Raw genomic sequence first — 23,147 nt, 5'->3', positions numbered from 1 at the left:
CGACCCGGGATGACGGCGCGACGCCGCGGCTGAGCCGGCGTCCAACATCGACGCGGAGGCGAAGCCCTTCAGCCCCGCACCGGCTCGCGGTCAGGCGCCGCCGAGCAGCCGAGCCCGACGCTCCAGCACGGCGGGCCAGACCTCCGGGTTGACGAGCCGCGGCGGCGTCTCGCCCCGGAGCAGGCCGATGATCTGCTCCGCGCCCCAGGCCGCTACGGTGCGCCGCGCCTCGTGGGTGACGCCGGCGGTGTGGTAGGTCGCCACCACGGTGTCGAGCTGCAGCAGGACCGAATCGAGGGGCGGCGGCTCCGGCGTCCAGACATCGAGGCCCGCCCCCGCGAGGTGTCCGGCGGTGAGCGCTGCGGCGAGCGCCGCCTCGTCATGGATGCCGCCCCGGGCCGTGGTGATGAACAGCGCCCCCGGCTTCATCGCCGCGAAGGCCCGGGCGTCGAAGCTGCCCCGGGTCGTGTCGTCGAGGGGGCAGTGCAGGGAGACGATGTCGGACTCGGCGAGCAGCCGCGCCCGGTCCACCGGCTCTGCGCCGCGGGACCGGATCTCGGCGTCCGGGAGCAGGGGATCGTGGGCGAGGACCCGCATGTCGAAGCCGCGGGCCAGCTTGGCGACCGCCCGGCCGGTATGCCCGATCCCGATCAGGCCCAGGGTCGCGCCGCCGATCTCGTGGCCCATGAGCGATTCGCGGGTGAAGCCGCGCGCGGTCCGGAGCAGGCGGTCCGAGACGCAGATCTTGCGCGAGACGGCGAGCATCAGGCCGATCGCCAGCTCCGCCACCGAGCGGGCATTGCCGCCCACTTGGTTGACCACCGCGACGCCGGCCCGGGTGCAGGCAGCGGCGTCCACCGTGTCGAAGCCCGCCCCGCCCGACGAGACCGCCAGAAGGTTCGGGCATTCGGCCAGCAGGGCGTCGCTCACGTGCCAGCGGAGCGGCAGCTCGTTCCGCGCCGGAGAGACGTGGAAGACGTGGGCCTGCGCCAGAAGCGCCCGGAGCTTGTCCTCCGGGCCCTGCAGGTCGCCCACCTGCAGGTCGATATCGGGCTCGGCCCTCAGGCGTTCGTCGAAGGCCGGATCGATCCAGACGTTGAACCGGCAGACGCGCTTGAGGGCCGCCACATGTTCAGCCCTTCACCACCGCGTCGATCGCATCGATGACGTGGTCGATGTTGTGGGTGTTGACCGCGGCCACGCAGATCCGGCCCGTCTCCAGGGCGTAGACCTCGTGCTCCTCGCGCAGGCGGGTGGCCTCCGCGGGGCTGAGACCCGTGTAGGAGAACATGCCCTTCTGCGTCTTGATGGCGTCGAAGCCGCGCTCGGGGTGGCGCTGCTGCAGGCTGTCGGCCATCCGCTCACGCATGGCGCGGATCCGGTCCCGCATCTCGCCGAGCTCCCGCTCCCAGTCGGCGCGCAGCTCCGGATCGGTGAGCACGATCTCGACGATCGCGGCGCCGTGGGTGTGCGGGTTCGAGTAGCTCGCCCGGACGAGGCGCTTGGCGAAGGACTCGACCTTGGCCTTCGCGGCCGGATTCTCCGCCACGATGGTGAGCGCACCGACGCGCTCGCCGTAGAGCGAGAACGACTTCGAGAACGAGGAGGCGACGAGGAACTCCTGGCCCGACTCGGCGAAGAGGCGCACCGGCTCGGCATCGGCATCGAGGCCGTTGCCGAAGCCCTGATAGGCGATGTCGAGGAACGGGATCAGGCCGCGCTCCGCAATCAGGGGCACGAGGTCGCGCCACTCGTCGAGGCTCAGATCGGCGCCGGTCGGGTTGTGGCAGCAGGCGTGCAGCACCACGATCGACCCCTTCGGCAGATCCTGGAGATAGGCCTTCATGGCCGGATAGTCGGCGCCGCCGGTCTCGGCCGAGAAGTAGGGATAGTCGACCACGGTGAAGCCGGCCTGGGTGAACAGGGCCTTGTGGTTCTCCCAGCTCGGATTGCTCACCGCCACGGTGGCGTTCGGGAAGAGCTTGGCCAGCACGTCCGCGCCGGTCTTCAGGGCGCCGGTGCCGCCGATGCTCTGGAGCGTCGCCGCCCGGTTCTGGGACAGGATCGGCGCGCCCTTCCCGAACAGCAGCTCCTGGACCGCGTCGCGGAACGGCTTGGTGCCCTCGATCGGACGATAGGTCTTCGGCAGGCCCTTCTCGATCCAGCGCTTCTCGGCGGTCTGCACGGCGCGCAGGCGCGGCACCTTGCCGTCCGCATCCGTGTACACGCCGACGACGAGGTTGAGCTTCTTCGGGCTCGGGTCGGCGTTGAAGGCCTCGAACAGGCGCATGATCGGGTCGAGCGGCGCGTCCTGGATGCCGGCGAACAGCGAGGTCATGATCGTCAATCGTCCCAGAGGGTCTCGGCCGGCGACGCGTGGAGGGGCGCCGGCACGCCCGGCGACGGGCCGGGCCGACGCCCTTATTCCGCACATCGCGCCCGCCCGCCAGCGCTTCTGCGCGCATCAGCGTCCCGATCCGTTCAACGATCCGGTGACGCTGCTCTTCCGGATGGGGCTCCGACGGCCCTAGAGTGCCGCCATGATGCGTCGCCTCATCCCGATCCTCGCCGGTCTCCTCGCGGCTAGCCCGGCCGTCGCGCAGGCTCCGGTCCGGATCGGGCTTTCGGCCCCGCTGACCGGGCCGGACGCCGCCTTCGGCCAGGGACTGCGGCAGGGGGCCGAGCAGGCGGTGGCCGATCTCAATCGCGCCGCCGGCGGACGCCCGCGCTGGGTCCTGGTCCCCGCCGACGACGGCGGCGAGGCCCGGCAGGCCGCCGCGAACGCCAGGAAGTTCGCCGCCGACGGCGTGCGCCTCGTGGTCGGGCCGCTCGAATCCGGGGCGGTCGCGGCCGCGGCGCCCGTCTACGAGGAGGCCGGGGCCGTCATGGTGGCGCCCGCGGCGGCCTACGGGCCGCTCACCGGCCGGGGCCTGTGGAACCTGTTCCGCCTGGGCCCGAGCGACGCCCAGCAGGGCCGGGCGGCCGGAGCCTACCTGGCGAAGGCCTTCGCGGGGCGCCGGGTCGGGATCCTCAGCGACCGCTCCACCTTCGGCCGGGGCCTCGCCGACGCGGTGGCGGCGCGTCTGAAGGAGGCCGGCACGCCCGAGGTGCTGTTCGACGGCTTCGCCCGGGGCAGCCGCGATCTCTCGGACCTCGTCGCCCGGCTGAGGGCGGCGCGGCTCGATGCGGTGTATTTCGGCGGGCTCGCGCCCGATGCCGCCACCCTGCTCCGCGCTTTGCGCGCGGCCGGCCTCGGCACGACCCTGGTGGCGAGCGATGGCATCCTCGATCCGAGCTTCGCCGCGGCGGCCGGCGCAGACGGGGACGGGACCGTGATGACCCTGGCGCCCGATCCGCCGCGCCTGCCCGAACCGCGCGGCGCCCGCCCGGCGCCGCGGAGTCCCGAGGCCGAGAGCGTCGCGGCCGGGGCCTACGCGGCCGTGGAGCTCCTGACCCAGGCGACCGAGCGCGCCCGGGCAGCCGATCCGAAGACCGGCCGCATCGCCGACGGCCGCAAGGTGGCCGAGGCCCTACGGGCGGGGCCGTCGCGGACGCTGCTCGGATCGGTGGCCTTCGATGCCCGGGGCGACCGCTCCGCAGCGCCGATCGCCCTCCGGATCTGGCGCCGGACCGCGGATGGGCGCCTCGACTATGCCGGCAACGACGCGGAGCCCTGAAAGCCGGCGATCAAAACCGGCGAAACGTGTCGATGACGGAACGGGTTCGGCGTCCGTGACTTGCGGCGGGTTCCAGCGGGGACTACATGCGGGCGGTGCTGCTGAGCTGGCGCGGACGGTCCACCGGATCGGATCCGCGCCCTGCGGCGTTTCCCGAGCTCGATGACAGCTGAACACGCATTGCCGGAACGCCTGCTGCCGGACGGTCCGACTGGAGAAGGTGCATGGCGAAAGAAGAATTGATGCAGTTCGACGGTCTCGTGATCGAGATCCTGCCGGACGCACGCTACCGCGTGCAGCTCGACCAGGGCCACGAGATCGTGGCCTACACGGCCGGCAAGATGAAGAAGAACCGCATCAAGACGCTGGCCGGCGACCGGGTCACGGTCGAGATGTCGCCCTACGACCTTGAGAAGGGGCGCCTCGTGTTCCGCCACAAGGACGAGCGCTCGTCCGGCCCCCGTCCGCCCGTGCGGGGCGGCCAGTTCCGCCGCCGGTGAGGATCCGGGGCGCGAGCCGGGCTTCCCCGGCCGCGTCCGCCTACCTGCTGCTGACCGTCACGGCGCTCCTCTGGGCCGGCAACGCCGTCACCAGCCGCTGGGCGCCCGGCCACGTCTCGCCCCAGGTCATCACGACGCTTCGCTGGGCGGTCGCCTGCCTGGTCCTCATGCCCTTGGCCGGCACCCGGCTCCTGGCCGCTTGGCCGGAGCTTCGGCCCCACTGGCTGCGCATCCTGCTGATGGGCGGCCTGGGCTACACGGCCTTCAACTGTCTGTTCTATGCGGCCGGCGTTCATACCGGCGCGATCAACCTCGCCCTGTTCCAGGGGGCGATCCCGGTCTTGGTGATCGTCCTGAACCGGCTCGCTTACCGGGTGCCGGTCACGCCTGGGCAGGTGCTCGGCGTCGTTCTGACGCTGATCGGCGCGGGGCTCGCCGCCACCCATGGCGATTGGTCGGTGCTGACGAACCTCGCCTTCAACCGCGGCGACGTGCTCGTCTTCGCGGCCTGCCTGCTCTACGCGGGCTACACGGTCGTCCTGCCGACGCGCCCGAAGGTGCCGGCGCTCGTGTTCTTCGCCGCGATGGCCATCGCGGCGTTCGTCACATCCCTGCCGCCCCTGGCCGTCGAGTGGGCGACGGGGCACGCCGTCTGGCCCAACCGCGCGGGCTGGATCATGGTCGCCTTCGTCGGCCTCGGGCCTTCGCTTCTGGCGCAGCTCTTTTTCATGCGCGGCGTCGAGCAGATCGGCCCGAATCGCGCCGGCCTGTTCGTCAACCTCGTGCCGATCTTCGGCGCGCTCCTCGCCGTCCTGCTGGTCGGCGAGCCGTTCGGGGCGACGCAAGCGCTCGCCCTGGCCCTGGTGTTGGCCGGGATCGCCTGCGCCGAGCGCCTGAAACCGGCGCTCGGCGCGGAGGCGACTCCGGAAGCCGCCTATTCGCAGACGCGGACGCGGCGGATGTAGACGTCGCCGTAGGGATCGATGGTCCGGCGGCGCTCGAAGTGGCAGACCGGGCCGTAATCCTCCTCGACGTAGACCGGCGGCGGGGCGCGGTAGACCGGGCGGCCCGGATAGTAGCCGTTGTTGGCCGACGCGATGGCGCCGCCGACCGCTAGGCCGCCGAGCACGCCGAGGGCGGCCGCGCCGCCGGCACCGATCCCGTCGCGGGCCTGGGCGGCCGGTGCGAGGGTGGCGAGGCTCCCGACGACCAGGCTCGTCGCGAGAAGGTACTTCATGACATCCCCCTGAAAGCAGGCGATTCGCGCCGATCGATCGGCACAGTCCTGCTAGCACACCCGAGCTTTAGGGCGTTTGTTCGGCCGCACATGCCGGCTTGACGCGAGGTGCTCCGCCGCACCAAACCCGGGGGGAGAGCGAGAGGGGCGGCGACCGGCATGGTGACACGGGGCTTCGTCGGACGCAGGCAGCCGCCGGAAACGGGCGCGCGCCTGCCGCCGGGTCAGTATCTCACCGACGATTTCCCGATCCTCCAGATCGGCCCCAACCCGACCGTTGACCTGGCCACCTGGACGTTCACGCTGCGCGCGGGATCGCGGCCGATCAAGGCGTGGAGCTGGGCGGAATTCGAGGCGCTGCCTCGCACCACCTGGAAGGGCGACATCCACTGCGTCACCAAGTGGTCGAAGTTCGACACGACCTGGGAAGGCGTCAGCTTCGACGACCTGCTGGCGGATGCCGGGATCGAGGCGCCGACGAACTTCCTGCTCGCGGAATCCCACGACGACTACACCACGAACGTGCCGGTGGCCGACCTCGTGGGCGGTCGCGCCCTGGTGGCGACGCGCTACGAGGGCCAGCCGATCCATCCCGATCACGGCGGCCCGGCGCGGCTCTTCGTGCCGCACCTCTACTTCTGGAAGAGTGCCAAATGGGTGAAGGGCCTGCGCTTCACCCAGGTGGACACGGCCGGCTTCTGGGAGCTGCGCGGCTACCACATGTACGGGGATCCCTGGCGTGAGCAGCGCTACATCGGTGATTGAGTCGGCGATCGAGCCCGTCGTCTTCCGCTGGCACGAGGCGGAGATCACCGCGCTCTCGCCGGTCACGCCGCACGTGAGGAGCGTCCGGCTGCGCTGCAGCCTCGCCGAGGCTTACCGGGCCGGGCAGCACGTCGATGTCCGCCTCACCGCCGAGGACGGCTACCAAGCGCAGCGCAGCTACTCCATCGCCTCGGCCCAGGACGGCAGCGGCACACTGGAGCTGATGATCGAGGCCCTGCCGGACGGCGAAGTCTCGGGCTGGTTCTCGCATTTGGCCGAAGTCGGCGACCGGGTCGAGCTGCGCGGGCCGATCGGCGGCTCGTTCTCCTGGGACGGCCCGGATGGCGGGCCGCTGCTCCTGGGCGGCGGCGGGTCGGGCGTGGTGCCGCTCCTGGCGATGCTGCGGCGGCGGGCGCAGGGCTGGCGGCAGATCCCGGCGGCGCTGATCTACTCGGCCCGCACCCGGGCGGAGGCCATCGCGGTGGCCGAGCTGGAGCGGCTCGCGGAAGCCGATCCCAACTTCTCCCTGCATCTTGCGACGACGCGCGAGCCCGGCGGCAAGCGGATCGACGCGCCCCTCGTCGCCGATGCCCTCGCGCGGATCGGGGCGCCCGGGAAGGTCTTCCTCTGCGGCTCCAACCGGTTCGTGGCCGCAGCCTCGGACCTGATCCTGGCGGAGGGCGTCGCGCCGGGCCTGATCCGCACCGAGCGCTTCGGCGCCTGAGCGCCGGGGCCCCGCGCCGGCATGGCGGGCGAAGGCGGAGTCGATCGGGTCCCCGTCTTCAGGACCTGACGGAGCCCGTCACGGAGTGCGCAGAGGAAAGGCCGTCGGTGACGAACCCGATCCCCGCGAGGATCACGGGCTGAAGATCAGCACGAGGTAGACGAAGAACAGCACGAGATGCACCGCGCCCTCCAGCACGGTGGTGCGCGAACCCGAGAAGGTCTGCGCGCTGAGGATCAGCGTGACGGCGAGGAGGGTCATCTCGGTGGGCTTGAGGCCGAGCACCACGGTCTGGCCGGTGAGCAGCCCGATCGTCAGGATCGCCGGCACGGTGAGGCCCACCGTCGAGGTGGCCGCGCCGAGGCACAGATTGATCGCCCGCTGGAGTTCGTTGCGGGCCACCGCCTTCAACGCCGAGATCCCCTCCGGGGTGAAGACGATGGCGGCGATCAGCACGCCGCCCAGCGCCGAGGGCGCGCCGAGGGCCGCGATGCCGTGGTCGAGGATCACCGCGAGGCTCTTGGCGAGGATCACGATCGGCAGGACGTTGGCGAGCAGCAGCCCGATATGCTTGGCGATGCCGCCCCCCGAGATCGAGTCGGCGCCGTGGGGCGCCTCGGCGCTCTCGCGGGCTTCCGCATCGATGAAGAAGTCGCTGTGGCGGCCGGTCTGGATCAGCAGAAACACGCCGTAGAGCGCGAGGGTGAACAGCGAGAACGTCACCGCCTGCAGGATCGTCAGGGTGCCGTCGCTGGTGGAGCTGGTGAAGTTCGGGATGATCAGCGCGATGGTGGTGAGCGGGATGATCACCGACAGGAAGGCCGAGGCGCCCTGAAGGTTGTAGCGCTGCTGGTGATGGCGCAGGCCGCCGACCAGGAGGCCCAGCCCGACCACGCCGTTCAGCACGATCATCAGGACCGCGAACATCGTATCGCGCCCCAGCGTCGGCGCGTCCTTGGCCGACAGCATCACGGCGGAGATCAGCGCCACCTCGATGATGACGATCGAGAGGGTCAGCACCAGGGTGCCCAGGGGCTCGCCCAGACGGTGGGCCAGTTCCTCGGCCTCGTGCACCACCCCGAAGGCCGCCCAGACGATCACCGCGAGCAGCCACGCGAACAGGCCGCCGGCGAAGAGCGGCCGCGACAGGTCTCCGAGCCAGTCCTTGCCGAACCACGCGAAGGCCAGAACCGTCGCCCAGGCTACCGCCACCCGCAGGGCTGCCATCATGATGAACGTGTACTCCGGTCGGGGCGCGTCGCGGCTGCGACAGGCGAAACTTGACCGTGCCTTAGCAGGTCGCCGCACCAGAGTCGGCCCTTCGTCCCGGCCTCGTCACGGCTTCGCACCGCTCGCAAGGACGCGGTCCACGGCAAGTCGTCCGGTGGAAGGTTCGAGCACCCCGCAACCGGCGCGTCCCGGATTGAGCGCCTGCAACCGCCCCATGCTGCGGCGGGAGTGGTCAGGCGGCTCGCGACGCGTTACCGTCTTGGCACCCGAATAAAGTCCGGCGCCTGATTCCCCCGCCGCGCGATGGCGCGCTGCCGGGCGCGGCACGGCCGTTGAGAGTTTCCGAAGCTTGCCTTTCCCGACCCTGCCCGCCCCCCTCGCGCGGGCCCTGAGCGACCGCGGCTATGCCGATCCGACCCCGGTCCAGGCCGCCGTGCTTGAGGCCGCCGCCGGCTCCCGCGACCTCCTCGTCTCGGCCCAGACCGGCTCCGGCAAGACCGTGGCCTACGGCCTCGCCATGGCCAGTATCCTGATCGGGGAGGCCGACCAGTTGCCGCCCCCGGCGGCGCCCCTGGCCCTCGTGATCGCCCCGACCCGGGAACTCGCCCTGCAGGTGCAGCGCGAGCTGTCCTGGCTGTACGGACCCGCCGGCGGCCGCGTCGCGGCCTGCGTCGGCGGCATGGACCCGCGCCGGGAAAGCCGGATGCTGGCGGAGGGCACCCACATCGTGGTGGGCACGCCGGGGCGCCTGCGCGATCACCTCGAGCGCCGCAACCTCGACCCGACGGCCCTGCGGGCCGTGGTCCTCGACGAGGCCGACGAGATGCTCGATCTCGGCTTCCGGGAGGATATCGAGTTCATCCTCTCGGCGACGCCGCCGGAGCGGGCCACCTACCTGTTCTCCGCGACCCTGCCGAAGGCGATCGAGACGCTGGCCGAGCGCTACCAGCACGGCGCGCTCCGTCTGGCGATCAAGGGCGAAACCAAGGGACATGCCGACATCGCCTACCGGGCGGTGCGGATCATGCCGCGGGAGACCGAGCACGTCGTGCTCAACCTCCTGCGCGAGGCCGATGCCGCGACCGCGATCGTCTTCTGCAACACCCGCAACGCCGTCCGCCATCTCCAGGCCAGCCTGACCGAGCGGGGTTTCTCCGTGGTGGCGCTGTCGGGCGAACTCGGCCAGGGCGAGCGCAATGCCGCGCTTCAGGCCCTGCGCGACGGCCGCGCCCGGGTCTGCGTCGCCACCGACGTGGCCGCCCGCGGCATCGACCTGCCGTCCCTGAGCCTCGTCATCCACGCGGACCTGCCGCACGATGCCGAGGTGCTCCAGCACCGCAGCGGCCGTACCGGTCGCGCCGGCCGCAAAGGCACCTCGGTGCTGCTCATCCCCAATTCCCGGCGACGCCGCGCCGAGCAGATGTTCGCCATTGCCAAGGTGAGCCCCGAATGGTCGGGGCCGCCCTCGGCCGACGAGATCCGGCGCCTCGACGGCGAGCGCATGCTCTCGGATCCGCTCTTCGCCGAGCCGCCCGCCGAGGAGGATGTCGCGCTCGCCGAGACGCTGCTCGCCGGCAAGAGCCCGGAGGAACTGGCTGCCCTGCTGGCCCGCGTCTACCGCACCCGCCTGCCGGCTCCCGAAGAGGTCAGCGATCCCGGAGAGGGCCGCGCTCCCCGGGGCGAGCGGCCGCCCTACGACCCGATGGATCCGGAGCGGATCGCCGCCATGGGGCCGGCCGTCTGGTTCCGCCTCAACCTCGGCCGCCGCGACAACGCCGACCCGCGCCGTCTGCTGCCGATGCTGACCCGGCGGGGCGGCATCGGGCGCCAGGAGATCGGTGCGATCCGGATCTTCGACCGCGAGACCAAGTTCGAGGTGCGGGGCAACGCGGCGGCACGCTTTGCCGAAGCGTTCGCCCGGAACGGCTCGCCGGATATCCAGGTCGAGGCGCTGGTGGGCGATGCGGGGCCGGATGAGCGCAGGGACCGACCGGGTGGTCCGAAGGGTTTTGCGAGCCCGCGCGCCGGGAAGCACCAGCGCAAGGTGGATCGCACCGGGCCGAAGAGCGATAAGGCCGGGCGCCATTCCGGACGGGCCTGAGCGCCGGATCGGAAGACTTGTCCGGCCCCCATGCGCGGGGCCGGAGCCTCGGGTCAGAACACGTTCTTCACGGCGTTGCCGAGAGCGTCGACGCTTTCCTTCAGCTTCCGACCGGCCGGTGCGAGGGACGGGAGCTTGATCCCGAGCACCTCGGTGTCCTCCGCCTCGGCGGGTTCTGCCTGAGCCACGGTCGCGGGCGCAGTGCCGGTGGCCTTCTCGGCCGCCCGCGCCGGCGCAGGCGCCTTGCGGGTCGCCACCGCCTTCGAGGCGGGCTTCTCGGGGCGCTCGATCTTCTGGGCGCGCTCGACCTTCTCGGCGCGCTCGACCGGCGCCGGGCGCTCGGTCCGCTCGGTCGCGGGAGCCGGATTCGGCACGGCCGGTTCAACGAGTTCGCGGGCCCGGACCGTCTCGGACGCGCGGGGCGTCTGGAGCGATGCCGTGCGGGTCGACGCCAGCGGCGCGACCTCCCGCGTGGCCGCCACCGGCATAACGGGGGTCGGGACCGGGATGCGCTGCGTCGGCGGGACCGGTGCCGCGGCGACCTTGGCGGGCTGTGAGGCGGCCGAGGGCGGGGCGGCGGGGGCCTTCGCGGGCGTCACGATGGGCGAGAAGGCCTCGGGCAGCGCGACCATCCGCAGGGCCGGCGCCTCGGGCTTGGCGGGCACCGCCGCCGCCGGCGCTGCCTGGACGGAGCCCTTGATCACGGGCAGCCCGTCCTTCAGCTCTGGCCAATCGGCGGCCTGCTTGGACGCGACGATCCGCACCGGCGTCGGCGCCGCGAGGCCGGCCATCACCGTCGAGGCGGCAACGCCGAAGCCCACCAGCGCGCCCGCGCCGGCTACGCCGAACAGCACGACCTTGAGGTTCAGCGACGGCCCGGGCTTGGCCGACGGCCTCCGGTCGGGCCGGGTCTCGGACGGGTCGAGGTTGAGATCGATCATGGTCCGGGGTCTCTCACTCGATACACGCCGCGCGCGACCGGGCTCCCCATGACCGGCCGCCACTCTTCGAGGATTCGAAGCTGGTTCGACTCTGTTGGCGATAGAGAAGCTGCAATACGGCGCAATGATGTCGGCCCGAATTGCCAGCCCAGCCAGTCGTGACCCGGCTATCCACAACATAACGCGCCGCCGCTTAAGAATCGGTATTCGGACCGCCCGTGCCGAAGCGTGCGTCGGGGTCCGCGCGGCCATGGCCCGGTCGGCCGCGGGGCGCGGCATGGACTTCGCCGGCACGGTCGCTATGCGTCACGGTGTGGATACGAGCCCGACCCTGACCCCGAGATCCGCGGTACCCGCCGCGCCGATCAGACCCCGCGCCGGCCTTTGGCCCTGGTCCGGCTGGTCGACGCGCGCGCGGCTCGTCGCGGTGGTGCTGCTCATCGATGCCTTCGCGGCTTTGATCTCCTGCGCGGTCATCGTACTGAACGCCCGGTCGGCGGTGCGCGTCGAGACCCGCGCCTCCCTCGCCACCGTCGAGTCGCTGGTGGCCGACACGATCCGCCTGTCCGACACGGCCTCCCCCGACACGCTGCTCCAGACGCTCGACCTCCGCTTCAAGGTCCTGCGGCATGTCCGGGTCGCGGTGCTCGATGCGGATGGCGACCAGATCGGCCGGCCGTTGCCGCCGACCCGCGCGGACCGGGAGGCACCCCACTGGTTCGCCGACCTGATCATGCCGCCGATCGAGCGCCACGCCCTGCCGATCGTCGTCGACGGGCGTCGGCTCGGCACGGCGCAGATCACCACGCAGCCGATGGACGAGATCGACGAGATCTGGGGCTATGCCCGTGCGCTCTCGCTGACCACCCTGGCGATCAATGCCGCGATGCTGATCGCCCTCTACATCGCCCTGGGCCGGATCCTCGCGCCGCTGCGGCGGCTCGGCGCCGGCCTGACCCAGCTGGAGCATCACGACTACACGGCTCGCCTGGAGCCGCCCGGTGCCCGGGAGCTGGCGGTGATCGCCGAGCGGTTCAACAAGGTCGCCGAGGCCCTGGGCGAGGTCCGGGCCGCCAACGGCCGCCTCAACCGCCAGCTTCTGACCGCCCAGGACGACGAGCGCCGCCGGACAGCCCTGGAGCTGCACGACGAGTTCGGCCCCTGCCTGTTCGCTCTGGAGGCCAACGCCGCCTCGATCGGCCGTATCGCCTCCGGCTCCGCCGAGCCCAGCCGCGAGAAGCTCGCCGCCCGGGCGGCCGAGATCAGCGCCATCGTCGGCCAGGTCCAGACGGTCAACCGGGAGCTTCTGAACCGCCTGCGGCCGCACGGACTCGGGCAGGCGCCGCTCGCGACTTGCCTGGACCTGCTCCTGCGCGGCTTCGGGCAGCGCCACCCCGGCCTCGGTTTCGTGGGCCGGTTCGACGGTCTGGCCAAGGGCTACGGCGACCTCGTGGACCTCACGGTGTTCCGCTGCGTGCAGGAGAGCGCCACCAACGCCGTGCGGCACGGCGCCGCGACCCGGGTGGAGGCCGAGGCGACCGAGGCCGAGGGCCGGCTCGACCTCACCATCCGCGACAACGGCACCGGAATCCCCCCGGAACACGGCACCGGGCTCGGTCTGTCGGGGATGCGCGAGCGCGTGGAGGCCCTCGGCGGCACCTTCGCCCTTGACAATGCCGGCCCCGGGGCGATCGTCCGGATCATGATCCCCGTTCCGCCTGACCGGGGCGACGAGACCAGCACCGCGCCGAGCGCATGAACGCCATCGCATCCCAGATCGACGCCGCCGCCACGCGCCTGCCGGTTCTCGTCATCGATGATCACCCCATCGTCCTGCAGGGCTGTCGACGCGTCCTGGAGGATTCCGGCGTGGAGACCATCGCGGAGGCGACCACCGTCGTCGGCGGCTACCGGATCTTCCACCGGCTCCGTCCGCCGGTGGTGATCTGCGACCTGACCTTCCAGGGCAGCGGCATGGCCGGCCTCGGCCTGATCCGGCGCATCCGGGCGGTGGCGCCCGAGACGCGCATCCTCGTCTTCAGCATGCACAACGACCCGGTGATCGTCGCCCGCGCCCTCGAGGCGGGGGCCCTCGGCTACGTCCTCAAGGATCACGCCTCCGCCGAGCTGTTCGAGGCCTTCGCCAAGGTGCGTATCGGCGAGGTCTACCTCGACCGGCGGCTGGCCACCGAGGTGGCGATGCTGCGCGCCGACGCCCGCCGCGCGCCGGAATCGCAGCTGACCCCCCGCGAGCAGCAGATCCTGGCGCGCCTCGCCCAGGGCCGCTCCTACGGCGCCATCGCGGCCGACCTGTCGGTGAGCTACAAGACCGTGACGAATGCCTGCTCGCAGATGCGCCAGAAGCTCGGCGTGCGCACCCTCGCCGAGCTGATCCACGTCGCCGTCACCCACGCGCAGCGGCAGGGCTAGGGCGTGGCGTCTCTCGGACTGGCCGAGGCGGGCGCGCCGGTCTCGTTCTCGCAGGAGGCCTGGGCGCGCAACGCCGCCGCCTACGAGACCATCCGGTCGATGCCGTTCAATGCCGAACTCGCCGCCGGCACGCTGCCGCAGGGTCGGTTCCGGCACTACATCGTGCAGGACGCGCACTACCTGATCGGCTTCGGCCGGGCGCTGAGCCTCGCCGCCGCGAAGGCGCCGGATCCCGACGCGATCGTGCAGTTCTCCCGGGCCGCGCAGGAAGCGATCGTCGTCGAGCGCGCGCTCCATGGCGGCTTCTTCCGCGACTACGGCATCGGCCCGGAGACCTTCGCGGCCACGCCCCTGACGCCGGCCTGCGATCATTACGTCTGCTACCTGCTCGCCACCGCCTATGCCGAGCCCTTCGCGGTGGTCTGTGCCGCGCTGCTGCCCTGCTTCTGGATCTACAAGGCGGTGGGCGACGACATCTTCGCCCGCGCCGCGCCCGGCAACCCGTACCGCGCCTGGATCGACACCTATGCGGGGGCTGACTTTGCCGAGGCGGTGGCGGCCATGATCGCCGCCACGGATCGGGCCGCGCGGGACGCGTCGGCGGCCGAGCGCGCGCGGATGCATCAGGCCTTCACGCAGGCCACCCGGCTGGAATGGCAGTTCTGGGACAGCGCCTACCGCGACGCGGCCTGGTCCCTGTGACCGGCCCGGCGCGCCCGTGACCGCGCCGGAGGCTCGCCGCCGGGATCTCGTCGCCGCGGCACTCGCCGCCGCCCTGGTCTGGCCGCTCCGTCCGGCGCAGGCCGCCGGCTCTGCAGACGCGCCGGACCCGATTTCGCCGGAGCCGATCCCGCCGGACCGCCCCGTCCGGATCGCCATGCTGCTCTATCCGGGCCTGACCGCCCTCGATCTCGTGGGCCCGCAGACCTTCCTGGCCGGCCTCGCTCCGGGCAGCCTCCACCTCGTCGGTGCGGAGACCGGTCCCGTCACGAGCGATACCGGCCTCGCCCTGGTGGCGACCCACAGCTTCGCGACCTGTCCGGCGGATCTCGACGTCCTGTTCGTGCCCGGAGGCGACGGCACGCCCGCCCAGATGGGCCATGCGGCGCTCCTCGCCTTCCTGCGCGACCGCGCCGCCCGGGCCGGCTGGGTCGTCAGCGTCTGCACCGGATCGCTGATCCTGGGGGCGGCCGGCCTCCTGCGGGGCTACCGCGCGACGTCGCACTGGAGCGTGCGCGACGCGGTGCTGCCGCTCCTCGGCGCCGAACCGGTGGCGGAGCGCGTCGTGTTCGACCGCAACCGCGTCACCGCGGCCGGGGTCTCGGCGGGGCTCGACCTCGGGCTGGCGCTCGCCGCCCGCCTGCGCGGGGCCGACTACGCCCGCACCGCGCAGCTCGTCGCCGAATACGCTCCGGCGCCGCCGTTCCGGGCCGGCACACCGGCGGAGGCCGGTCCGGCCGTGGTCCGGGCCGCCGAGTCGATTCTCGCGCCGCTGGTGACGGGGGCCGAGGCCGTGGCGCGCCGTTGAGGGCCGCGCCGGCGATGCAACTTCGCCACGGTCGGGCGCCACGTGCGGCGCCGTGCTTGACGGAGCGACGCCGGGGACCGAACTGTTGCGCTGCACGATCCCCCCGGAGCCGCCATGTCCCTGATCGCACGCCTGCGCGCCTACGCGGCCGAGGCTCTCGGCGTCGGCAACCCTGAGACCGTGGACGAGACGCATCTCGCGGCCACGGCGCTCCTCGTCCACGTCGCCCGCGTCGACGGCATTCTGGCGCCGGCCGAGAGCGAGCGCCTGTCGCGCCTCGTGCAGGGTCATTACGCCGACGGGCCGGATGCGGCACGGGCCCTGATCGAGCGGGCCGCCGCCATGGACTCGGAGGTGCGCGACGTGGCGAGCCTCGTGGAGATGATCCCCCACGAGGCCGACCGGGCCGAGCGCGAAGAGCTGCTGACCATGGCGTGGTCGGTCGCGGCGGCGGACGGCAACGTCGACGAATTCGAGGAGGCCCTGGTCGAGCGCCTCGGCCGCCTGCTCGGCTTCGACGAGGCCGCCATCTCGGCCGCCCGGCGGAGCGGTCAGCAGGGTGTCGCGGCCGCCTAGCCCTCGCGTCCCGCCATGATCGCCAGTCTGGCGCTGATCCTGCTCGCCCAGCTGCTGGGCGAGGTCCTGGCGCGCGGCGCGGGCGTGCCGGTGCCGGGGCCGGTGATCGGCATGGGCTTGATGTTCGCGTTCCTGCTGCTGCGCGACAGCGCGGGGCTCGGCCTGTCGCGCTTCCTGCCGAAGCCGCTCACCGATGGGACGCTCGAAACGACGGCGCGCGGCCTGCTGATGAACCTGTCGCTCCTGTTCGTTCCGGCGGGGGTCGGCGTCGTCGGCCGCCTCGACCTGCTGCGGGCCCAGGGTGCCAAGCTCGCCCTCGTGCTGATCGTCTCGACGGCGCTGTCGCTGCTGGTGACCGTCCTGGTCTTCCGTGCCGTGGCCGCCCGGGTCGAACGGCGTCGACCCGACGGAGAGCCCTGACGCATGGGCGGCGATTTCTCGCTCTGGGTCTATCTCGCCAAGACGCCGCTCCTGTGGCTGACGGTGACGCTGACCGCCTACGTCCTGGCGGACCGGATCGCCGCGGCCACGGGCCGGCACCCGATCGCCAACCCCGTGCTCATCACCGTGGCCCTGGTCGGTGCGGTCCTGGCCATCACGGGCACGCCCTACGGGACCTATTTCGAGGGCGCGCAATTCGTCCACTTCCTGCTCGGACCCGCCACCGTGGTTCTGGCCATGCCCCTCTACGAGCGGCGTGCCACGGTCCTGCGCGCCCTCGCGCCGATGCTCGCGGCCCTCGCCGCCGGCTCGGCCACCACGCTCGCCGTGGTCATCGCCCTCGCGCGGCTCCTCGACATCCCGCAGCCGGTCCTCGTCTCGCTGGCCCCGAAATCCGTGACGTCGGGGGTGGCGATGGGTATCGCGGAAGCGCTGGGCGGCGATCCGACGCTCACGGCCATCCTGGTGATCCTCACCGGCATCATCGGGGCGATCCTGGTCACGCCGATGATGAACCTCCTGCGCATCCGCGACATGCGCGCCCGCGGCTTCGCGGCCGGGCTCGCGGCCCACGGCATCGGGACGGCGCGCGCCTTCCAGGTCAGCGAGGTGGCCGGGACCTTCGCGGGCATCGCTATGGGGCTCAACGCCTTCGTGACGGCGATCCTCGCCCCTCTGGCGCTGCACCTGCTGTTCTGAGGCCTCAGGCGTCCAGACGGTCGGCCACCGCCTCGGCGAGCGACAGGCTGGAGGTCAGCCCCGGGCTCTCGATCCCGAACAGGTGCACGATCCCGGGCAATCCGTGCTCCGCCGGGCCGTCGATCCGGAAGTCGGCCGCCGGCTCGCCCGGGCCGGTCAGCTTGGGGCGCAGGCCCGCATAGTCCGGATACAGCGCCCCGTCCGGCAGACCGGGCCAGTACCGCCGGATCGCGCCGTAGAAGGCCTCGGCGCGCCGGGGATCGACCCGGTAATCGAACCCGTCCACCCATTCCACGTCGGGCCCGAAGCGGGTGCGTCCGGCGAGGTCGAGGGTCAGGTGGATGCCGAGGCCGCCGTCGATCCGCGGCGCCGGGTAGATCAGCCGCGAGAAGGCCGGCTTGCCGGTGCAGCCGAAGTAGTTGCCGCGGGCGAGGCGCAGCCTCGGGACGCGCTCGGCCGGGTAGCCCTCCGTGCGGGCGGCCAGGGCCGGGGCGCCGAAGCTCGCGGCATTGACCACCGCGTCGAAGGCCATCGTCCCCGGCTCGGCACCGCCGAACGCGGCCTGCCATTGCCCGTCCCGCTGCGTCAGGCCCTCCACCGGGGTGCGCAGGGCGAGGGCGCCGCCGTGATCCTCGATCTCGCCAAGCAGGGCGAGCATCAGCGCATGGCTGTCCACGATGCCGGTGCGCGGCGAATGCAGCGCCACCGTGCAGGTGAGATTGGGCTCCAGGCGCCGGGCCGCATCGCCGTCGAGCAGCTCCAGGCCCGCCACGCCGTTGGCCTCGCCCTGCCGGCGGATCGCCGCGATGGTCTCGGCCTCGGCATCGTCGGACGCGACGATCAGCTTGCCGCAGGCGCGATGCGGGACACCATGACTCGCGCAAAAGTTGTATAGTCGATGCGAGCCCGCGACGCAGTGATGCGCGCGTTCCGAGCCGCTTGGATAGTACATGCCCGCATGGATCACCTCCGAGCTTCGGGCCGACACGCCGGTTCCGAAGGCCTCCTCGGCTTCCGCCACCACGATGGCGTGTCCGCGCAGCGCGAGCGCCCGCCCGATGGCGAGACCGACGACGCCGGCTCCGACGACCAGGACCTCCATGTTTTCGGGCTCTCCATCGCGCCCCGACGGGCAGGTGAGTCTTCAATACCGCACTTCAATCGGAACCACGACGCGTCCGTTGATTCGTCATTGACCCTAAATCTCAATCCTAAGTAGAAATATCGGCGTCACAAATGCGCGTCTCGGTTGTGGCGACGGTGATCTGGCGCATAATGGGTCATTCACCGCCTCCGGCCGGGGCCGAAACCGTCTCACGAACATAGATCCGGCCGTCGGCGGCGAAGCATCCGACGGAAGCCACGAGAGCCACAACCGAACACAACCGAACAACGTCGAACCGAGGTGATGACCATGCCGACGACATCGCCGAGCGTCGAACTCGCCGCAAAGATCCTGAGCGCCTACGTCACGCGCAACAGCGTCCCGGCGGGAACGCTCCCCGACCTGCTCTCCGAGGTTCACCGCTCCATCACCGCCCTGGACCAGCCGGTCGAGCCGCAGGTGAAGCGCCCGACCGAAGCACAGATCCGCGCCTCGATCCGGCCGGACACGCTCATCAGCTTCGAGGACGGCAAGCCCTACAAGGCCCTGCGGCGGCATCTGACGATGCGCGGCCTCACGCCCGAGGCCTACAGGGCCAAGTGGGGCCTGCCGGTCGATTACCCGCTGGTCTCGGCGGTCTACAGCGCTCGCCGCTCGACGATCTCCCGCCAGATCGGGCAGGGGCAGCGCCTGCGGATGCAGCAGGCCGCGGAATAGCCGGCGCGATCCCTCGCCGGTGCCGGCGAGGGGCGACCGTCACGTCCAGTCCGGGGCCGGGACCTCGGCGCCCGCGGTCGCCACCTCCTGGATCAGCAGGGCCACGAGCCCCGACCATCCGGTCTGGTGCGCGGCGCCGACCCCGCGACCCGTGTCGCCGTGGTAATATTCGTAGAACAGGACCAGATCGCGGAAATGCGGATCCTCCTGTTCGATCCCGCTGTCCCCGTAGACGGGCCGTCGCCCGTCCGGGCCGCGGGTCGAGAGTCCGATCAGACGCCGTGACAGGTGGGCGGCGATCTCGCGCAGCGAATAGGTCCGTCCGGAACCGGTCGGTGCCTCGACCCGGAAATCCGGGCCGTAATAGTCGTGGAAGCGGTTCAACCCGGCGATCAGCAGGTAATTGACCGGCATCCAGACCGGGCCCCGCCAGTTCGAGTTGCCGCCGAACAGGCGCGAGCGCGACTCCGCCGGCTCGTAGGCGAGGCCCAGGTCGCTGCCGTTCCAGGCGAAACAGAACGGCGCGTCCGCATAGACGCGGGAGACGGCCCGCAACCCGTGCTTCGAGAGGAACTCGTTCGGATCGAGGGCGCGCTGCAGCAATGCCTTCAGCCGGTGCCCGCGCAGCAGCGACAGCAGCGCGGTCTGGCCCTCGCCGGGTTCGTTCCAGCGCGAGACCAGGGTCGCGAGGTCTGGGCGGTTCTTCAGGAAGAACAGCATCCGGTCGCGCAGCGATGGAAGCCGCTCCAGATCGCACGCATTGATGACCGCCACCGCGAAGATCGGGATCAGACCGACCATGGTCCGGGCCCGGATCGGGAGGCGCTGTCCGTCACGGGTCTCGATCACGTCGTAGAAGAACCCGTCCGGCTCGTCCCAGACACCGGCGCCGGTGGCAGCCGCGATGAGGAGGAAGTGCTCGAAGAACTTCTCGGCCATGTCCTCGTAGGTCGGGTCTTCGAGGGCCAGCTCGATGGCGATCCGCATCAGGTTGAGAGCGTAGGTCGCCATCCAGGCCGTCGCGTCGGACTGGGTCAGCGAGGCGCCGTCGCCCACCGGCTTCGACCGGTCGAAGATGCCGATGTTGTCGAGGCCGAGGAAGCCGCCCTGGAACAGGTTGCGGTCGTCGGAATCCTTGCGGTTCACCCACCACGTGAAGTTCAGGGTGAGCTTGTTGAAGATCCGCTTCAGGAAGGCGTGGTCCGGCGTGCCGGTCAGCGCCCGGTCCAGTTCGAAGACCCGCCAGGCGGCCAGCGCGTGGACCGGCGGATTGGCGTCTCCGAAGCCCCATTCGTAGGCCGGCAGCGCGGCGTTCGGATGGGTGTAGGCCTCGTCGACCAGGAGCAGGAGCTGGTTCTTCGCGAAATCGGGATCGATCAGCCCGAACACGATGGCCTGGAGGGCCAGATCCCAGGAGGCGAACCACGGATACTCCCAGGCATCCGGCATCGAGATGATGTCGTTGGCCCGCAGATGGGCCCAGTCGCTGTTGCGGCCGTGCCGCCGCTCCGGCGCCGGTGCGGGCTGCGCCGGGTCGCCGGTGAGCCATTCGCGCACGTCGTAGTGGTAGAGCTGCTTCGACCAGAGCATGCCGGCGAGGGCCTGCCGTTGCACGAGCCGCATCTCGGGATCGGCGATCGGCGCCTGAAGCGCCCCGTAGAAGTCGTCGGCCTCCGCCTCCCGGTCGGCGAAGACGGCGTCGAAATCCGCGAAGGGCTCGCCCGGCGCGGTCTCGGGGCGCAGGCGCAGGCGCAGGGTCCGCGTCTCGCCGGGGCCGAGATGGAGATCGTAGCGGGCGGCGCACTTGGTGCCCGACAGGGCGTTGGCGGCGGCCCGGTTCCCGCCCGCGACGCACCGGTCGATCCCGTCCTTGTAGAAGCCCTCGGCCGAACCGGTGCCGAACAGCCGATGCGTGTTCGTCTCGTTCTCGGTGAACAGCAACTCGCCCGCGCCCTCGGCGAAGAAGCGCAGGCCCGGCATCTCGGGATGGCGCGCCCAGACCGAGCCATCCGAACCGGCCATCAGCTCCGGCTTCTGGACGCCCTGCTTCCAGGACCATGTGTTGCGGGCCCAGAGCTGAGGCAGAAGCGTCAGGTCGGCGGGGTCCGGACCGCGATTGGTGGCGGTGACCCGCATCAGGATGTCGTCCGGCGACGCCTTGGCGTAGGCGATCGCGACGTCGAAATAGCGGCCGACGTCGAACAGGCCGGTGTCGAGGAGCTCGTATTCCGGGTCGTCGAGACCGCGCCGCGCATTCTCCTCGACCAGCCGCTCATACGGAAAGGCCGCCTGCGGGTACTTGTACAGCATCCGCATGAAGGCGTGGGTCGGGATACCGTCGAGGTAATAGTACAGTTCCTTGACGTCCTCGCCGTGGTTGCCTTCCTGATTGGTCAGGCCGAACAGGCGTTCCTTGAGGATCGGGTCCCGCCCGTTCCACAGGGCGAGGGACAGGCACCAGTTCAGATGCCGGTCGCCGAAGCCGCCGATCCCGTCCTCGCCCCAGCGGTAGGCGCGGGATCGGGCGTGGTCGTGGGGCAGGTAGTCCCAGGCGTCGCCGCCCGGGCTGTAATCCTCCCGCACGGTGCCCCATTGCCGGTCGCTGAGATACGGCCCCCAGCGGCGCCAGGCCGGGTCGGAGCGGGCCTCCACGAGACGGCGTCCCTCGGCGGTCTCGAAGAGGTTGCGCGGCACGCCGTTGGGCTTGGTCATAGGCTCGCTGCTCCTGCCCCCGCGGTCGCATCAACCGATAGTGCCGCGCCGCCGGCAGAGAAAGTCCGGGCCCGCGCCGCGGCCCGATCCGCGCGGGATCGGGTCACACGATGCGGATCGACAGGTCCGGCAGGCCCTCGATCGAGCCCGCGAGCATGTCTCCCCGCACCACCGGCCCGACATTCTCGGGCGTGCCGGAATAGACGATGTCGCCGGCCTTGAGCTCGAAGGCCTTCGACAGTTCGGCGATCTGCTCGGCCACCGACCAGATCATATCCGACAGGTCCGCGTCCTGCCGGAGCGTGCCGTTGACGGAAAGCCGGATGCGCCCGCGCCCCGGATGCCCGACCCGTGCGACGGGCAGGATCGGCGTGATCGGCGCGGAGTGGTCGAAGCTCTTGCCGATCTCCCAGGGCTTCTTCTGGTTGCCCATGCCGCGCTGAAGATCCCGCCGGGTCATGTCGAGGCCGGTGGCGTAGCCGTAGACGTGATCGAGCGCCTGCCCGACCTGGATGTCCCGGCCGCCCGATTTCAGCACGGCGACCAGCTCGATCTCGTGGTGATAGTTCTGCGTCAGCGACGGATAGGGATGGTCGGCGAGGCCGTTCGCGACCACCTGCACGGCGTCTGCGGGCTTCTGGAAGAAGAACGGCGGCTCGCGGGACGGGTCGGAGCCCATCTCGCGGGCATGGGCCGCGTAGTTGCGGCCGATGCAGTAGATCCGCCGGACCGGGAAGACCTGCGCCTCGCCCAGGATCGGAATGGTGACCTGTGGCAGCGCGAACAGCGTGCCCGGCTGCGCCTCCCCTGCAGCGGCCTGACCGAGGGTCCCGGCACCGCCCACGGCGACCGCCCCGAGCACGTGACGCCTGTTGATCGTGGCCATGACCTTCGTCCTTCTGCCCGGCTGCGTGCTGCCGCGGACCGCACAACTCGGTCGGCGATACGATGGGGCTGCCCCGGCCGCCAGCGGATGCGGGCCTGGTCGGGGATCCTCAGCCGGCCCGTGTCACCCGGATCCCGCTCCGGTCTGCCGCGACGCGTAGCCGGGTGTAGTCCGCGATCGCGGGATGGCCGGTCGTCACCGGCTCGTGATGGGTCGCGGTGACCACCACGATGCCTGCGCCCGCGGCTTCGGCCGCCCGGATGCCGGCCAGGGCGTCCTCGAAGACGAGGCACTCCGACGCCGCGGCACCGAGGCGTTCGGCCCCCAGCAGGAAGCAATCCGGCGCGGGCTTGCCCTGCGCCACGTCCTCGGCGGCGACCAGGAGGTCGGGGACCGGCATGCCGGCCGCCGCGAGCCGGCGCTCGGCGAGCCGCCTGGGCGCCGATGTGACGATCGCCCAGCGCTCGCGCGGCAGCGCCTCCAGGAACGACCGCGCGCCGGGGATCGCGATGATGTCGCCGACATCCTCCATCTCGGCCTCGGTGATCGCGGCGGCCTCGGCTTCTGGATCGACGCCGGGCAGGTTCAGCCGCCGGATCGTCTCCACCGAGCGCACCCCGTGGATCGTCGGCAGGAAGGCGGCCACGTCGAGGCCGTGCGCCTCGGCCCAGCGCGACCAGATCCGCTCCGCCGACGCAATCGAGCTGATGATCGTCCCGTCCATGTCGAACAGGAGCGCGGCCAGGGGACGTGTCGGGAAAAATGTCTCGGGCATGGGGGACCGCTAGGCCGCCGCCGCCGCCCCGGCAACCGACCCGCGCGCATGGCCGCGTCACGCGGGCTGGCGAGCCTCCGGGACCGACTCGGCGCGCGAGCGG

The 23,147-nt window shown here is 71.6% G+C and carries 23 protein-coding genes; 14 read left to right on the top strand and 9 right to left on the bottom strand.

What is annotated here, in order from left to right; genetic code table 11:
• Positions 1-90: 90 nt before the first annotated feature.
• Both MCBMB27_RS13945 and MCBMB27_RS13940 read right to left on the bottom strand, forming a co-directional pair.
• Positions 91-1,128: a hydroxyacid dehydrogenase gene (locus MCBMB27_RS13945; protein ID WP_075380706.1), complete on the bottom strand. Its 1,038-nt coding sequence runs from the start codon at positions 1,126-1,128 to the stop codon at positions 91-93.
• Between the two features lie 4 nt (positions 1,129-1,132).
• On the bottom strand, positions 1,133-2,338 hold the full coding sequence (locus MCBMB27_RS13940; RefSeq protein WP_075381969.1) for an amino acid aminotransferase: 1,206 nt from the start codon (positions 2,336-2,338) through the stop codon (positions 1,133-1,135).
• A 202-nt stretch (positions 2,339-2,540) separates the two neighbouring features.
• On the opposite strand from MCBMB27_RS13940, the gene MCBMB27_RS13935 reads away from it, so the two are divergent.
• From MCBMB27_RS13935 to MCBMB27_RS13925, 3 genes are all read left to right on the top strand, one after another.
• Positions 2,541-3,677, top strand: a complete 1,137-nt coding sequence (locus MCBMB27_RS13935) for a branched-chain amino acid ABC transporter substrate-binding protein (protein ID WP_043382868.1) — start codon at positions 2,541-2,543, stop codon at positions 3,675-3,677.
• A gap of 224 nt (positions 3,678-3,901) precedes the next feature.
• The gene (gene infA, locus MCBMB27_RS13930; RefSeq protein WP_012320343.1) at positions 3,902-4,177 is read left to right on the top strand and encodes a translation initiation factor IF-1; all 276 of its coding nucleotides are present in this window, start codon (positions 3,902-3,904) and stop codon (positions 4,175-4,177) included.
• Positions 4,174-5,142: a DMT family transporter gene (locus tag MCBMB27_RS13925; protein ID WP_075380705.1), complete on the top strand. Its 969-nt coding sequence runs from the start codon at positions 4,174-4,176 to the stop codon at positions 5,140-5,142. Before infA ends, MCBMB27_RS13925 begins: the two co-directional genes overlap by 4 nt.
• On the opposite strand, the gene MCBMB27_RS13920 is transcribed toward MCBMB27_RS13925, so the two are convergent.
• Positions 5,112-5,414, bottom strand: a complete 303-nt coding sequence (locus MCBMB27_RS13920; RefSeq protein WP_043382873.1) for a hypothetical protein — start codon at positions 5,412-5,414, stop codon at positions 5,112-5,114. The genes MCBMB27_RS13925 and MCBMB27_RS13920 overlap by 31 nt on opposite strands.
• 159 nt (positions 5,415-5,573) lie before the next feature.
• Here MCBMB27_RS13920 and MCBMB27_RS13915 point away from each other — a divergent pair, with 159 nt between their 5' ends.
• The gene (locus MCBMB27_RS13915) at positions 5,574-6,179 is read left to right on the top strand and encodes a sulfite oxidase-like oxidoreductase (RefSeq protein WP_043346730.1); all 606 of its coding nucleotides are present in this window, start codon (positions 5,574-5,576) and stop codon (positions 6,177-6,179) included.
• The gene (locus MCBMB27_RS13910; protein WP_236952710.1) at positions 6,154-6,903 is read left to right on the top strand and encodes an FAD-binding oxidoreductase; all 750 of its coding nucleotides are present in this window, start codon (positions 6,154-6,156) and stop codon (positions 6,901-6,903) included. Before MCBMB27_RS13915 ends, MCBMB27_RS13910 begins: the two co-directional genes overlap by 26 nt.
• A 132-nt stretch (positions 6,904-7,035) precedes the next feature.
• Here the strand turns inward: MCBMB27_RS13910 and MCBMB27_RS13905 are convergent, their stop codons facing one another.
• Positions 7,036-8,133, bottom strand: a complete 1,098-nt coding sequence (locus tag MCBMB27_RS13905) for a calcium:cation antiporter (protein ID WP_075380704.1) — start codon at positions 8,131-8,133, stop codon at positions 7,036-7,038.
• Positions 8,134-8,482: 349 nt separating this feature from the next.
• On the opposite strand from MCBMB27_RS13905, the gene MCBMB27_RS13900 reads away from it, so the two are divergent.
• A complete protein-coding gene (locus tag MCBMB27_RS13900) occupies positions 8,483-10,234 on the top strand; it encodes a DEAD/DEAH box helicase (protein ID WP_043382876.1) in 1,752 nt (583 codons plus the stop codon).
• Positions 10,235-10,287: 53 nt separating this feature from the next.
• Here MCBMB27_RS13900 and MCBMB27_RS13895 read toward each other — a convergent pair whose 3' ends face one another.
• Positions 10,288-11,175, bottom strand: coding sequence for a hypothetical protein (locus MCBMB27_RS13895; protein WP_043382878.1), 888 nt, complete (start codon positions 11,173-11,175; stop codon positions 10,288-10,290).
• A 277-nt stretch (positions 11,176-11,452) separates the two neighbouring features.
• On the opposite strand from MCBMB27_RS13895, the gene MCBMB27_RS13890 reads away from it, so the two are divergent.
• The 7 genes from MCBMB27_RS13890 to MCBMB27_RS13860 all read left to right on the top strand — a co-directional run bounded on the left by MCBMB27_RS13890 (position 11,453) and on the right by MCBMB27_RS13860 (position 16,849).
• Entirely contained in the window at positions 11,453-12,934 is a 1,482-nt protein-coding gene (locus MCBMB27_RS13890; protein WP_083683821.1) for an ATP-binding protein, read from the top strand.
• Positions 12,931-13,605, top strand: a complete 675-nt coding sequence (locus MCBMB27_RS13885; RefSeq protein ID WP_043346723.1) for a response regulator — start codon at positions 12,931-12,933, stop codon at positions 13,603-13,605. Before MCBMB27_RS13890 ends, MCBMB27_RS13885 begins: the two co-directional genes overlap by 4 nt.
• 3 nt (positions 13,606-13,608) lie before the next feature.
• Entirely contained in the window at positions 13,609-14,307 is a 699-nt protein-coding gene (locus tag MCBMB27_RS13880; protein WP_170861868.1) for a TenA family protein, read from the top strand.
• 16 nt (positions 14,308-14,323) lie between these two features.
• Positions 14,324-15,133: a DJ-1/PfpI family protein gene (locus MCBMB27_RS13875; protein ID WP_043346721.1), complete on the top strand. Its 810-nt coding sequence runs from the start codon at positions 14,324-14,326 to the stop codon at positions 15,131-15,133.
• Between the two features lie 114 nt (positions 15,134-15,247).
• Positions 15,248-15,709, top strand: coding sequence for a tellurite resistance TerB family protein (locus MCBMB27_RS13870; RefSeq protein WP_043346719.1), 462 nt, complete (start codon positions 15,248-15,250; stop codon positions 15,707-15,709).
• A gap of 15 nt (positions 15,710-15,724) precedes the next feature.
• Positions 15,725-16,129 (top strand): CidA/LrgA family protein, encoded by a 405-nt coding sequence (locus tag MCBMB27_RS13865; protein WP_043346716.1) that lies wholly within the window; start codon positions 15,725-15,727, stop codon positions 16,127-16,129.
• Positions 16,130-16,132: 3 nt separating this feature from the next.
• Positions 16,133-16,849, top strand: coding sequence for an LrgB family protein (locus tag MCBMB27_RS13860; protein WP_043346714.1), 717 nt, complete (start codon positions 16,133-16,135; stop codon positions 16,847-16,849).
• A 4-nt stretch (positions 16,850-16,853) separates the two neighbouring features.
• On the opposite strand, the gene MCBMB27_RS13855 is transcribed toward MCBMB27_RS13860, so the two are convergent.
• Positions 16,854-17,951 (bottom strand): NAD(P)/FAD-dependent oxidoreductase, encoded by a 1,098-nt coding sequence (locus MCBMB27_RS13855; protein WP_075380703.1) that lies wholly within the window; start codon positions 17,949-17,951, stop codon positions 16,854-16,856.
• 312 nt (positions 17,952-18,263) lie between these two features.
• Between MCBMB27_RS13855 and MCBMB27_RS13850 the strand changes: the two genes are divergently transcribed.
• Positions 18,264-18,671 (top strand): Ros/MucR family transcriptional regulator, encoded by a 408-nt coding sequence (locus MCBMB27_RS13850; protein ID WP_043346732.1) that lies wholly within the window; start codon positions 18,264-18,266, stop codon positions 18,669-18,671.
• A gap of 39 nt (positions 18,672-18,710) precedes the next feature.
• Here the strand turns inward: MCBMB27_RS13850 and MCBMB27_RS13845 are convergent, their stop codons facing one another.
• From MCBMB27_RS13845 to MCBMB27_RS13835, 3 genes are all read right to left on the bottom strand, one after another.
• The gene (locus tag MCBMB27_RS13845) at positions 18,711-21,383 is read right to left on the bottom strand and encodes an MGH1-like glycoside hydrolase domain-containing protein (protein WP_075380702.1); all 2,673 of its coding nucleotides are present in this window, start codon (positions 21,381-21,383) and stop codon (positions 18,711-18,713) included.
• Between the two features lie 103 nt (positions 21,384-21,486).
• Positions 21,487-22,269 carry a fumarylacetoacetate hydrolase family protein gene (locus MCBMB27_RS13840; RefSeq protein WP_075380701.1) on the bottom strand — a complete coding sequence of 261 codons (783 nt, stop codon included), beginning with the start codon at positions 22,267-22,269 and terminating at the stop codon, positions 21,487-21,489.
• Positions 22,270-22,378: 109 nt separating this feature from the next.
• Positions 22,379-23,044, bottom strand: coding sequence for an HAD-IA family hydrolase (locus tag MCBMB27_RS13835; protein WP_075380700.1), 666 nt, complete (start codon positions 23,042-23,044; stop codon positions 22,379-22,381).
• Between the last annotated feature and the right edge of the window lie 103 nt (positions 23,045-23,147).

It is taken from the genome of Methylobacterium phyllosphaerae (assembly GCF_001936175.1).
In the GTDB taxonomy this organism is placed as follows: Bacteria; Pseudomonadota; Alphaproteobacteria; order Rhizobiales; family Beijerinckiaceae; genus Methylobacterium; species Methylobacterium fujisawaense.
Note: the sequence above shows the minus strand (reverse complement) of the source record. Positions and strands in the feature narration are given on the sequence as shown.